General features: G+C 66.4%; 11 protein-coding genes. 4 read left to right on the forward strand and 7 right to left on the reverse strand.

Annotated features, from left to right (window positions below):
* Positions 1–314: 314 nt before the first annotated feature.
* The 7 genes from alr to ACOI1H_RS19875 form a co-directional block, all read right to left on the reverse strand.
* Complete coding sequence (gene alr / locus ACOI1H_RS19845; protein WP_422439580.1) at positions 315–1,349, reverse strand: alanine racemase; 1,035 nt, start codon at positions 1,347–1,349, stop codon at positions 315–317.
* A 106-nt stretch (positions 1,350–1,455) separates the two neighbouring features.
* Positions 1,456–2,232, reverse strand: a complete 777-nt coding sequence (locus ACOI1H_RS19850; RefSeq protein WP_422439581.1) for a hypothetical protein — start codon at positions 2,230–2,232, stop codon at positions 1,456–1,458.
* A complete protein-coding gene (locus ACOI1H_RS19855) occupies positions 2,229–3,503 on the reverse strand; it encodes a hypothetical protein (protein WP_422439583.1) in 1,275 nt (424 codons plus the stop codon). Before ACOI1H_RS19855 ends, ACOI1H_RS19850 begins: the two co-directional genes overlap by 4 nt.
* 287 nt (positions 3,504–3,790) lie before the next feature.
* The gene (locus ACOI1H_RS19860) at positions 3,791–5,290 is read right to left on the reverse strand and encodes a replicative DNA helicase (protein ID WP_422439585.1); all 1,500 of its coding nucleotides are present in this window, start codon (positions 5,288–5,290) and stop codon (positions 3,791–3,793) included.
* Positions 5,291–5,508: 218 nt separating this feature from the next.
* On the reverse strand, positions 5,509–6,186 hold the full coding sequence (locus ACOI1H_RS19865; protein WP_422439586.1) for an orotate phosphoribosyltransferase: 678 nt from the start codon (positions 6,184–6,186) through the stop codon (positions 5,509–5,511).
* A gap of 45 nt (positions 6,187–6,231) precedes the next feature.
* Positions 6,232–7,281, reverse strand: coding sequence for a dihydroorotase (gene pyrC / locus ACOI1H_RS19870; protein WP_422439588.1), 1,050 nt, complete (start codon positions 7,279–7,281; stop codon positions 6,232–6,234).
* A 45-nt stretch (positions 7,282–7,326) separates the two neighbouring features.
* On the reverse strand, positions 7,327–8,280 hold the full coding sequence (locus ACOI1H_RS19875; RefSeq protein ID WP_422439590.1) for a hypothetical protein: 954 nt from the start codon (positions 8,278–8,280) through the stop codon (positions 7,327–7,329).
* Between the two features lie 221 nt (positions 8,281–8,501).
* Between ACOI1H_RS19875 and ACOI1H_RS19880 the strand changes: the two genes are divergently transcribed.
* The 4 genes from ACOI1H_RS19880 to ACOI1H_RS19895 all read left to right on the forward strand — a co-directional run bounded on the left by ACOI1H_RS19880 (position 8,502) and on the right by ACOI1H_RS19895 (position 12,742).
* The gene (locus tag ACOI1H_RS19880) at positions 8,502–9,401 is read left to right on the forward strand and encodes an AAA family ATPase (protein ID WP_422439591.1); all 900 of its coding nucleotides are present in this window, start codon (positions 8,502–8,504) and stop codon (positions 9,399–9,401) included.
* A gap of 64 nt (positions 9,402–9,465) precedes the next feature.
* Positions 9,466–10,782: a vWA domain-containing protein gene (locus ACOI1H_RS19885; RefSeq protein WP_422439593.1), complete on the forward strand. Its 1,317-nt coding sequence runs from the start codon at positions 9,466–9,468 to the stop codon at positions 10,780–10,782.
* An 8-nt stretch (positions 10,783–10,790) separates the two neighbouring features.
* Positions 10,791–11,756: an XdhC family protein gene (locus ACOI1H_RS19890; protein WP_422439595.1), complete on the forward strand. Its 966-nt coding sequence runs from the start codon at positions 10,791–10,793 to the stop codon at positions 11,754–11,756.
* The gene (locus ACOI1H_RS19895; RefSeq protein ID WP_422439597.1) at positions 11,753–12,742 is read left to right on the forward strand and encodes a molybdopterin-binding protein; all 990 of its coding nucleotides are present in this window, start codon (positions 11,753–11,755) and stop codon (positions 12,740–12,742) included. The genes ACOI1H_RS19890 and ACOI1H_RS19895 overlap by 4 nt, the downstream gene beginning before the upstream one ends.
* The last annotated feature ends 108 nt before the right edge of the window (positions 12,743–12,850 follow it).

Here is a 12,850-nt window from a genome sequence, read left to right on the forward strand (position 1 = left end):
GATATGGATGGAAGATTAAACCATTTGACCGGCGGGTCCACTTTACCGAAGCGGGAACCGGCTGGGGCTGTTTCCTCGCGCGAAACAACGACGTCGTTTCATTCGGCGCGAGGCTGCCAACGGCGTGGTCTGCCCTCTGTTCATTGCCCCGACGCGATGGGTGACACCACATCTTGATGACTGGCGATCTACCGCCACCAGAGCGGCGGCCTTTGTCGCAACAATGATTTTTGCGCCGTCTCGGGTGTGACCGGCGCGGGGCCGATGCGAAGATGACGCAGCAGGAGCGCACAACTTCCCCCAAATCGCCCGGCTTAGCCGACGTAGCGGCGGGAATAGCGGTGGCCGAGACCGGTCAGGAATTCGTATCCGATGGTCCCTGCAGACTGGGCCAACCGGTCGACCGGCTGCGGGCCGCAGATGATCGCGAGCGATGCCGGGTCGTCGCGCAGGTCGGTGATGTCGACCGTGATCAGGTCCATCGACACGCGCCCGACCAGCGGGCAGGGCGTGTCGCCGTGGAACAGGGCTGACCCGCGCGACAGGGTCCGGTGCAACCCGTCGGCATAGCCGGCGGCCACCGTCGCAAGGCGTGTCGGACGTTCCGCCTGCCAGGAATTGCCGTAGCCCACGACCTCTCCCGCCGTCAGGTTGCGGATCTGCACCACCGGCAGGTCAAGGCGCACGACGGGTCGCGCATCGTCGAAGGGCAGACCGCCGTAAAGGCCGATGCCGGGGCGGCATTCGTCGAAGTGATAGTCCGGCCCCAGCAGGATGCCGCCCGTCGCCGCCAGGCTGCGCGGCGTCGTGATGCCGTCGGTCATCTGGTGAAAGACGTCCAGTTGATACGGATTCATCGGGTGGTCCGGCTCGTCCGCACAGGCCAGGTGCGACATGACCACGACAGGCTTGCGGCGCAGCGTCGCCTCGGCCACGGCGGCCCAGTCGTCCCATTCGAGGCCGAGCCGGTTCATACCGGTGTCGAGTTGCAGGCCGAAAGGTTGGTCGGGCAGCGTTTCGAAATGGCGGTTGATCTGATCGACGGAGTTCAGGATCGGCGTCAGGTTCAGGTCGGCGATGATGTCCGTATCGCCGCGCATATGGCCGGTCAGGACGCGGATCTGCGCCTTGTCGCCCACAGCGGCGCGCAGTGCCGCGCCTTCCTCGGACATAGCGACGTAGAAGGTGCGCACGCCCTGCTTGGCCAGCGCTTTCGCCACGCGCTCGGTCCCCAAGCCGTAGGCGTCGGCCTTGATGACGGCGGCGGTCTCGCATCCGGTCAAGGCATTCAGGGCCCGCCAATTGGCGGCGATGGCGGCAAGGTCGATGGTCAGGTGTCCGGTGCTCATGGGCGGTCTTTTGACAGGCAGGACGCGTTGCGGCAAGGGGCGTGGTGTGGCCTTGGCAAGCAAGGCCAGCCTCCGGCGGGAGTTTATCCGGCCAGATGAAAGCGGATCAGTCCGGCGTGACGAGGCGGAAGGTCTGCATTTCGTCAGGTGTCAGCAAATAGATTTCGTCTGGCGGGGTCGCGAGGGCCTGGCGCATGATCAGCGGGTCGATGCCCATGTCGTCCAGGTATTCCATCACCTCACCCTGTCCGCGCTGGATGTCGGCGACGGCCATGAAAGCGGGCAGGGCGGTATTTTCGCCGAAATAGTGCTGGTGAACGCCCACGAGGGCGTCGTCGGCCACGACACGCGTGCTGCCGGCGGCCAGCAGGTAGGGGCAGGCGGACAGGCAGATGTCGGTGGCCGTCATGCGGGTGGCGACGCCAAGGTCGCGCAAGCTGCGCCCCATCGTCAGCGCATCCTGCACCGACCCGCCGGGCGAGTTGAGGAAGACCTGTGTCGGGGCCGGGTCCACCGTCGTGAGGAATTCCGTCAGGCGATCCGCGTCGCCGGGCGCGATCTGCCCGGTGAGGGTGATCGTCGGCTCCCCCTCCCAGACGGTGTCGACGAAATCGAGGCGGGACGGCATGTCCGTCGTGGTGGGGATCGGGCGCGTGCCGGGACGCGCCGGGCGCGGATCGATTCGGCCCGGCTGATAGCGACGGGTCTGGTCGCCGGGATCAGGCGGCTGCGTGAGCGCCGGGGCGTTCGAGGGAAAGTCCATCTGCGGGATCACCCGCAGCAGGTCCGACCCCAGCAGGACCGCGGCGAACACCAGCTGCAGGCCGAAGATCCAGCGGAGCATGCGGCCTGCAGGCCAGCGGGTGGCGGTGGTTTGGGTCATTCCGCGGCCGTCTTGTCCTGAATGCGGGTGATCCTGGTCTCGGTCCGCTCCAGGGACGTGTCCATCTCTCGCACGGCGTTGATGGCGGCGCGCAGTTCCGACAGCGTCATGGAATCCTCGGTCGCCGTGCCGTCGCGTCCGGCCCGGATCGCGGCCTGCGTCACGGCGAGAATCAGCACGAGCACCGCCGGCAGCAGGTCGATGGCGATGGCCCCGGCCCAGGACGGGATGAAGTTGCCCGCATAGAGGATCACCGCATCCGCGGATGAAATGGGGGTGTAGCTGATATCGGCGGGGGGCGTCATCGCCAGCACGTCCTGTGCCGCGGCCTGCAGGGTCTCGGCCCGTTGCCGCAGGACGGTCAGCACCGATTCGATGGTGGCCTGCTGTCCGGCGCGGGTGTCGCTGTCCGACCCGTCGAGGCTGGGCAAAACCACCGCATCCGCCAGATCGGTCGCGGCGCGGTTGACGAGAGGTGCGACGGAGAGTTGCCGCAACTGCGTGATGACATTGGCAAGCCGCACCGCCTCTTCGCTGAAGGGGACGGATCGCGCCTCGACAGGGCCCTGATCAACCGTGAGGGCGCGCATCCGCGACAGCGACGCATTGCCTTCCACGAAGGCCTGTTCGACCAGAGGCTGCTGTGCCGTGATCTGCGCCTCGAGTGTGGCCAGTTCGTCGGATTTCTGCCGCAGCAGGCGAAAGACGGCGCCCTGACCGGCAAAGCCCGACAACTGGCCCGTCGCCTCCTGTTCGCTCAGGTCGTCGAAGGACAGGCGCACGCGGGCGACGTCACGGGCCAGGCTTTGCGCCGACTGGGTGATCTCATCGCTGCGTTCCAGCGCTGTCTGGTACTGCTGCACCGTCTCGGCCAGATGCTGTTCGACGGCGGCGGCCCCTGCAAGTGCTGCGGCGTTCAGCCAGGATGACATGGCGATGATGGCGAGGCTGCCGAGGATCATCGACAGGCCCAGGCCGATCCGCGACGCCGCCGTCTGCACCGCGGGCAGAAGGCGCATCATGTAGGACCAGAAGACGAAGATGGCGACGGACACCGCCACGGAATAGGCGAGTGCCGCGAAGACCGACAGCGCGCCGTTGTCATCCAGCAGCGACGAGACGCCGAGGTAGGTATAGATGCCCGAGGCGACCGCCAGCACGCCGAGCGCCGTGCCTGTGATGTTTTCCAGCCAGCTGACATGGGTCTCGAGGTCGCGGGCGTTGCGGATGTTGCGGGACTCGGTCCGGGTCAGGCGGGCATCGTCGATCATGGCAAATCCTTTTGCGCGGTTCGCTGCAACGTAGGCGGTGACAGCCCCGTTGCAAATGTGCGTCCGCTGCAACAGCGCGTGACCACGAAATCGCCAGATGAAGAATAGGCGACGAAACTGCAAATACCGCGGGCCGACCGGCCCATCGGCAGCGGCTGGCTGTCGGGCTCCCTCGCGCTGCCGGCCGGGGCCGCCGGCTGGTCCTGATCGGCTGGTTTCCCGACACCTCCACCTATCCGCAACTGACTTTCGTCCATGACAGCGGTGCCGTTACCCGCGCGTAAGGCTCAGAAGCCGCCGTCGCCGCCACCATCCTGCTGCCAAGGCTTCACGAGGTTGCCGAAGCGGGTGAAACGGCCCTCGAACGACAGTTCCACGGTGCCGATGGGACCATGACGCTGCTTGCCGATCACGACCTCGGCCTTGCCGCGCAGGCGTTCCATCTCTTCCTGCCAGATCGCGATCTTGTCCATCTCGTGGTCGCCGGGCTTTTCGCGTTCCTTGTAGTATTCCTCGCGGAACACGAACATCACGACGTCGGCGTCCTGCTCGATCGATCCGGATTCGCGCAGGTCGGACAACTGCGGGCGCTTGTCCTCGCGGTTCTCGACCTGACGCGACAGCTGCGACAGGGCAATGACCGGGATCATCAGTTCCTTGGCGATGGCCTTCAGGCCCATCGTGATTTCCGAAATCTCGTTCACGCGGTTTTCCGACCGCCCGGTGCCGCGGACCAGCTGCAAATAGTCCACGACCAGCACGTCAAGGCCATGCGTCCGCTTCAGCCGCCGGGCGCGGGCGGCGAGTTGTGAAATCGGCAGCGCGGGCGTGTCGTCGATGAACAGCGGGCAGGATTCAAGCTGCTTGGCGGCATCGACGAAGCGGCGGAATTCCACCTCCGTCATGTCGCCGCGCCGGATCTGTTCGGACGGCACCTCTGCCGCTTCGGACAGGATGCGGGCGGCCAGCTGTTCGGCGGACATCTCCAGCGAATAGAAGCCGACGACACCGCCGTTCACGGCACCTTCGGTGCCGTCCTGCCGGGTGCCCTTCTTGTATGCCTTGGCGATGTTGTAGGCGATGTTCGTCGCAAGCGAGGTCTTGCCCATCGACGGGCGGCCCGCAAGGATCAGCAGGTCCGACTTGTGCAGACCGCCGAGTTTCTTGTCGAGGTCGATGAGGCCCGTGGACACGCCCGACAACCCGCCGTCGCGCTGATAGGCGGCATTGGCCACGTTCACGGCATCGGTGACGGCGCGCAGGAACGACTGGAACCCGGATTCGGACGTGCCGCTTTCAGCCAGGGCATAAAGCGCCTGTTCCGCCTCGACGATCTGGTCCTTGGGCTCAGAGGCCACGTCGACCTTGGACGCCTTGGCGGAGATGGTCTGGCCTACCTGAATGAGCTGACGCCGGATCGCGAGGTCGTAGATCATCTGCGCGTAGTCGCGCGCCGCAAAGGCCGAGGTGGCACTGGCTGCCAGACGGACGAGATAGGCCCCGCCGCCAAGTTCCTGCAGACCCTCGTCATCCTCCATGTAGGATTTCAGGGTGACGGGGCTGGCCAGCGCGTTCTTGGACAGGCGGGCGGCGGCGCAGTCGAAGATCCGGGCGTGGACGGGATCGTAGAAATGCTGTGGCCCGACGATCGAGGCGATGCGGTCGAAGATGTCGTTGTTGGTCAGGATCGCGCCCAGCAATTGCTGTTCGGCCTCGATCGAGTGCGGCATGGTGTCGGCACTGGCCTCGGCCGTGCCGGTGGCATTGAAGATGCTGATCTCGTTCATGCTGTCCCTGTCCCGCTGGGTCGATTGCCGTGCCACCGCACGGTGTGTCGTCGGTCATAGACCACTGCGCGCGCGGACCCAAATTGTATAACCTGTGGATAAACGGTGCTGAGACAGCCTAGCATAGGATGCGGTGGCCCGCCACCGGACGGCCCCCAGATATCGCGGTTCGCCCCGGCAGGTTTTTGCCTTTGCCTGATCCGGTGTCTGAACGGCGACTAGACCATCACGCCGGGGGTCCAGCCTGTCGGATTGCGCAGATAGGCTTCGACCGCGTCCAGCGTCTGCCTGTCAAAACTTTCGCGCGCCCGGGCCACGTCCAGCACGTCCCACCAGGTGCACAGGTGCAGCAGTTGCACGCCATGCTCCTCGAGCCGCGCCTCGACCCCCTCGAAGATGCCGTAAAAGAAGATCACGGCGGTGGCGCCACAGGTCGCCCCCGTCTCGCGGATCGCATCGACGAAGGACAGCTTGGACCCGCCGTCAGTCGTCAGGTCCTCGACCAGCAGCACGCGCTGGCCTTCGGTCATCACGCCCTCGATACGGGCATTGCGGCCGTAGCCTTTGGGTTTCTTGCGCACGTAGGTCATCGGCAGCGCCATGCGTTCCGCAACCAGCGCCGCAAAGGGGATGCCTGCGGTCTCGCCGCCGGCGATGTTGTCGAACGCCTCGAACCCCGCCTCGCGCATGACCGTTACGGTCAGGAAATCCATCAATGTGGCCCGGATGCGCGGGTAGGAGATCAGCTTGCGGCAATCGACATAGGTGGGGGCCTGCTTGCCGCTGGCATGGGTGAAGGGCGTCGTGGTGTTGAAATCGACGGCCCCGATCTCCAAGAGCATGCCAGCGGTCAGGCGAGCGATTTCGTCCTTGGCGGGATAGCCGGTGGGAATCATGGCGAAGCCTTTCGTTGGGGGGGCGCGATAACGTGAAAGCAGGTTTCAGGCGATCCGCCAATGCAGGGGAAATCCGGGGTCGAAGACCGTCACCGGACCATCATCGGTCTCGATCTGGGCGGGGTAGGTGACGGGGTCGCCCTTCACCAGCCGGATCGTCGCCGTGTTGGGCGGCAATCGGTAAAAGGCCGGACCGTTCAGCGAGGCGAAGGATTCGAGCTGGCGCAACGCACCCGTCGCCTCGAAGACCTCGGCCAGGCAGGACATCGTGTTGGGCGCGCTGAAGATGCCGGCACAGCCGCAGGCCTGCAACTTGCCCGCGTCCGTGTGCGGTGCGGAATCGGTGCCCAGAAAGAACCGCTTGTCCCCAGAAACTGCCGCCTGCACCAGCGCCACGCGATGCGTCTCGCGCTTGGCCACCGGCAGGCAATAGAAATGCGGCCGGATGCCACCGGCAAGGATATGATTACGGTTGATGATCAGATGATGGGTCGTGATCGTGGCGGCAAGGTTCCGCGCCGTGTCACGGACGTAGTCCACGGCATCCTGCGTCGTCACATGCTCCATCACGATGCGTAGGTCCGGGTTCTTCTTGCGCATCGGTTTCAGGATGCGGTCGATGAAGACCGCCTCGCGGTCGAAGATGTCGACGCCGGGGTCCGTCACCTCGCCGTGCACGCACAGCGGCAGGCCGATCTCGGCCATGCGGTCCAGCACCGGGCGCACCTTGTCGAAGTCGCGTACACCGCTGGCGGAATTGGTCGTGGCCCCGGCTGGATACAGCTTGACCGCTGCAATCACACCAGCCGCATGGGCGGCGGCCACGTCGTCGGGGTCCGTCTCCTCGGTCAGGTAAAGCGTCATCAGCGGGGTGAAATCGGCACCTGCCGGGATCGCGGCCATGATCCGGTCGCGGTAAGCCGCCGCGTCGGCACCGGTGACGACCGGTGGCACGAGGTTCGGCATCACGATGGCGCGGGCAAAGTGCCGCGTCGTTTCCGGCAGGACGGCGCGCAGCATGGCACCGTCGCGCAGATGCAGGTGCCAGTCGTCGGGCCGGCGCAGGGTCAGGTCGGTGATGTTCTGATCAGGCATGAGATGCCTGTACACGCAAGCCCGACCGCTGACCAGATGCGGTGCCTAGCTGGCGGCCGCATCTTTCGCGCGAAAGTCCGGCACGGCTTCGTCCATCTCTTGCAGCTGCTTCACGTAATACGGGTCGGGACCGTCGCGCAGCAGGAAACGGCAAAGCTGGGCGGCCAGCTGCGGATGTCCGGCGACCCTGGCGCGTTTCACGAGGTTCTTCTGGTAGGGACCGAAGGACTTGCGCCTGGCCAGGGCCCGGATGAACCGCTGCGGCGACAGGGTGCCGGCCATCGCATCGCGGATCATTTCGTCCAGACCGCCCAGACTGTCGAACATCGTGTCCAGTCGCCCCGTCATGCCGCTGATCCGCAGCATCTGCACGTTGGGTTTCGTGAACAGGGCCGCATGCATCGCGTCGAATCGCTGCTGCGGGCTGAACACGATCCAGACCTGTGCTGCGGCATCGATCATGTCGGGCGCATAGCCGAAGCGATCGGTGAAGTTCAGCCGCCGCTGGGCGGTGAACCGGTTGTCCCAGCCCGCGATGGCCGGATCGAGCGTCGCCTGCGGCCGTAAGGCCAGCACGCGACTGCCGGGGGCCGCCACACTGTACGCGGCGGCAGCGTATCCGCCCGATTGCGCGCCGTAGAACAGCACGTCCTCGAAATCCTCGAAGAACCCGTCGTCGATCAGCCGGTCCATATGGCGATAGATCGCGGGGTCCCGGAACCAGCTTTCGTCGCGGCTGATGATTGCCAGATGCGACCAGCCTTCGCGCCGCGCAAAGGCGAATCCGCGTGGTGCCGCGTCCGGCAGGCCTTGCACCTCGACCGCATTTTCGAATGTCACCAGCAGCTTCGGGCCGGCATCCAGGAACGCCGCCACGTGGGCGCGCCCAAGCGGGGTAAAGGACCCATGTTCCTCCACCAGTTCATCAAGAGCGGCAAACCAGTCGGCCGTCTCCAGCCCCCGGAGTTCCGTCTTGAAGCTGAGGGCATGGTCCGTCATGTCGGCTCTCCTGTCACGGCGTGATCGTATCCGTCGCTCACCAGACCCTGCGCCGTCATTGCGGCAGAATTGGGCAAGTGTCGGGTCGGTTTTGCGATGGTGGCCCGCCGCCACCTGCGCCGAAAGGCTACGACCTTCGGCGCAGTCCCGCAATGCACCGCTTGACGCGGGCCGCCTGCGGTGCAGGTTGAACGCCACGGGGACGGCAAGGGGACCACAGGATGTTCGACAGCATCGACGACGTGCAGACGGCGCTGGCGGCAGAACGCTACATCTGCCCGCGCCCGCTGGCGACCGTTGTCTTTCTCGCGCTGAAGCTGGGCCGCCCGCTCTTTCTGGAAGGCGAGGCGGGCACCGGCAAGACCGAGATTGCCAAGGCCCTCTCCGCGGCACTGGGCCGCCGCCTGATCCGCCTGCAATGCTACGAGGGGCTGGATGCGGCCTCTGCCGTCTACGAGTGGAACTTCGCCGAGCAGATGATCGCGATCCGCACCGCCGAGGCCACCGGCGGCACCGATCGCAACGCCTTGAAAGCCGAATTGTTCACCGAAGAGTATCTGATCGAGCGACCGCTCCTGCAGGCGATGCGCCCGCAACCGGGCGGCGCGCCGGTCCTGCTGATCGACGAAGTCGACCGCACCGACGCCCCATTCGAGGCGTTCCTCCTCGAAGCCCTCTCGGATTTTCAGGTCACGATCCCCGAACTCGGCACGATCAAGGCCCCCGTGCCGCCCATCGTGATCCTGACCTCGAACCGCACGCGCGAGGTCCATGACGCGTTGAAGCGCCGCTGCCTCTACCACTGGGTCGACTACCCCGATTTCGACCGCGAACTCGACATCCTAAACGCCCGCGCACCGGAAGCCGCCGAAACGCTCAGCCGCGAGGTCGTGGCCTTCGTCCAGCGCCTGCGGACCGAGGACCTGTTCAAGAAGCCGGGCGTCGCCGAAACCATCGACTGGGCGAGATGCCTGCTCGCCCTCGACGTGATCGACCTGTCGCCGGCAGTCATCGCTGACACACTGGGTGCGATCCTGAAGTATCAGGACGACATCCAGAAGATTGAAGGTGCCAAGGCCAAGAAGATCCTGGAGGACGTGCGCGCCGCGATCCCCGCATGATCTTTCATCCGAATGAAAATATGTCACGGGGGTCCGGGGGTGTGAAACCCCCGGTCGACGCCGGATGGTAGAACTGGCGGACCTCGAACTCCCCGACAATCCGAAACTCGCCAGCAACATCGCCCATTTTGCCCGCGCCCTGCGCCGTGCAGGACTGCCGATCGGACCGGGCCGCGTCGTCGACGCGATCCGCGCGGTCGAGGCTGCGGGATTCACCGAACGCCGCGACTTCTACTGGACCCTGCACGCCTGCTTCGTGTCCAAGCACGAGGAATCGACCGTCTTTGCGCAGCTCTTCCGGCTCTACTGGCGCGACCCGCGCTACCTTGAACAAATGATGTCATTCATGTCGCCGATGGTGCGCGGCGCGGCCGAGGAACGCACCGCGCAGGCGGCCGAGAAACGCGCCGCCGAGGCGCTGCTGGACGGGCAAGAGCGTGATACGCCGGAACAGGAAGAGGCGAAAGAGGACGAGATGGTCCTCGACATCGACGCCAGCCAGACGATTTCAGCGCAGGAACGCCTGCGGACCCTCGATTTCGAACAGATGAGCCTATCCGAGATGCACGAAGCCCGCCGCATCCTTGCGGGTCTGTCGCTGCCCGTCAAACCGCTGCGCTCGCGGCGCACGCAGGGCCTGCCCGGACGCATTCCCGATTGGCGCGGCACGCAGCGGGGTGCCATGCGCCGGGGCGGAGAGATCATCGACTTCTCCACCAAACGCCGTCGCATCCGCTATCCGAACCTCGTCGTGCTCTGCGACATCTCGGGGTCCATGTCGCAGTATTCCCGCGCCGTGCTGCACTTCGTCCACGGGGTCGCCAACCGGCGGGGGCAGGATTGGGCGCAGGTCCATGCCTTCACCTTCGGCACCCGGCTGACCAACATCACCCGCCATCTGCGCACGCGCGACGTCGATGCGGCGCTGAAGGCGGCGGGGGCCGAGGCGCAGGACTGGGAAGGCGGCACCCGCATCGCCGCCTGCCTGCACGACTTCAACCGCGACTGGTCGCGCCGCGTCATGGGGCAGGGGGCTGTCGTGCTGTTGATCACCGACGGCCTCGACCGCGATCCGACCGCCGATCTGGGGCGCGAGATGCAGCGCCTGTCGCTCAGCGCGCGCCAGCTCATCTGGCTCAACCCCCTGTTGCGCTGGGACGGTTTCGCACCCAGGGCCCGCGGGATCGCTGCCATGCTGCCGCATGTCACCAGCCTGCGCGCGGGTCACAACATCGCCTCTCTGCAAGGGCTTGCCGACGCGCTCTCGCGGCCCGAAGATGCCGGAGAGAAGACTCGCCTGATGGACGTGATGCGGGAAGCTGCCCCCGACCCGGATGCCAACCGCTTTGCCTTCACGCGCGCCGCCAACACCCAGACCTGAGGCCCGCTATGCCAGATCACCTGCTGCAAACCGCTCTCGACTGGCACCGAGCCGGCCAGTCCGTCGCCGTGGCCACGGTGATCGAAACCTGGGGCTCTGCCCCGCGCGGCACCGGATCGCTGCTGATCATCGATGGCGACGGGCGGATGGAAGGCTCCGTGTCCGGCGGTTGCGTCGAAGGTGCCGTCATCATGGAGGCGCTGGACGCGATCCCGACCGGTGCCGCGCGGCTGCTGGACTACGGCGTCAGCGACGACGAGGCCTTTGCCGTCGGCCTCGCCTGCGGTGGCCGCATCCGCGTGTTGGTCGAGCCCGTCGGCGGGGCGATGCCGGTGGCCCTGCTGGAACGGCTGGTTGCCGCCATCGCCGAAAAGGAGCCTGTCGCCTACGTGATCGACCTGTCGTCCCAGGCGCGCCGGCTGGCGGATCGCGCCGCCTATCCCGACCGCTTCCGGCTTGATAGATCCGGGCTTAAGGAGGACGGCCACACCTTCGTCGCGATCCACAACCCGCCGCTGCGGATGATCGTGGTGGGGGCCGTCCACATCGCGCAGGCGCTTCTGCCGATGGCCCGTGCCTGCGGCTTCGATCCCGTCCTGATCGACCCGCGCGGGGCATTTGGATCGACAGAGCGTTTCCCGGGCGAGGCAATCGTCGAAGATTGGCCCGACGCCGCCATGACGGCGCTCGCCCCCGACACCCGCACTGCCGTCGTGACCCTGACCCATGACCCGAAACTTGACGATCCGGCGATCACGCAGACCTTGAAATCCCGCGCCTTCTACCTCGGCTGCCTCGGCTCCACCCGCACCCACGCCAAGCGCGTCGCGCGGCTGGAGGAAGCCGGGTTTGCGCCCGAGGACATCGCCCGCATCCATGCCCCCGTCGGCCTCGATCTTGGCGGCCGCGCTCCGGCAGAGATCGCCGTCAGCATCATGGCGCAGATCATCGCCACCCTGCGGCAGGTGACATGAGGTTCGGCCCGGTCCCGCTGGCCGACGCGCTGGGCGGCATCCTCGCCCACCGCGAAGTGGTGGCCGACGGCACCCTGCCGAAAGGTCACATCCTGACCGCACCCGACATCGACAGCCTTGCGGCGGTGGGTCTGGCAGAGGTGACCATCGCGCGCCTCGACCCGCCGGACGTGGACGAGGATGCCGCCGCCGCGTCGCTGGCGCGCGCGCTGATCGGCATCGTGCCCGGCCTGCGACTGAGTGTCGCCGCGACGGGCCGAGTCAACGTGATCGCCGATGGGCCGGGCCTTGCGGCGCTGGATGTCGCGGCACTGCACGCGGTCAACCGGGTCGATCCGATGATCACGGTCGCGACCGTGCCGGACCTGCACCGGATGGACGCGGGCGGCCTTGTGGCGACCATCAAGATCATCGCCTACGCCGTGCCGCGGGCGCACCTCGATGCCGCATGTGTCGCCGGGGCTCGCGCAATTGCGTTGCATCGCCCGGTGATCGACGGCGTGGCCCTGATCGAGACGCGGATTGGCCGCGACCTCGGCGACAAGGGGATGCGGTCGCTGCAGACCCGTCTCGACCGTCTGGGGGTCGGTTTTGCCGGCCGCATCATGGTGAGCCACGACTCGCAAGCCATTGCCGAAGCACTTAAAACCTCGGATGCGCCGCTGGTCTGCATCCTGACCGGCTCTGCCACCTCGGACCTGCACGACACGGCGCCAGAGGGGTTGCGGCAGGCCGGTGGGACGGTTGCCCACTTCGGGATGCCCGTCGATCCGGGCAACCTTCTGTTTCTGGGCGATCTGGACGGCCGCCCGGTGATCGGCCTGCCGGGCTGTGCCCGTTCACCCGCGCTGAACGGGGCCGACTGGGTGCTGGAGCGGCTGCTGTGCGGCGTGGCCGTGACGCCGGATGACATCTGCGCGATGGGGGTAGGCGGTTTGCTGAAGGAAATTCCGACCCGTCCGCGCCCCCGCCGTCAGGACGATTGACGCGCTGCAGCGCGTCGACCGTGCATCTGCGGCGGAACTCTCTCCTTCCCAGTCGAACTTGCGCGTGATTAACTTCCTTCAAATCAGGGCATTCCGGGGAGGAAGACG

Source organism: Loktanella sp. DJP18 (assembly GCF_049310965.1).
GTDB lineage: Bacteria > Pseudomonadota > Alphaproteobacteria > Rhodobacterales > Rhodobacteraceae > Loktanella.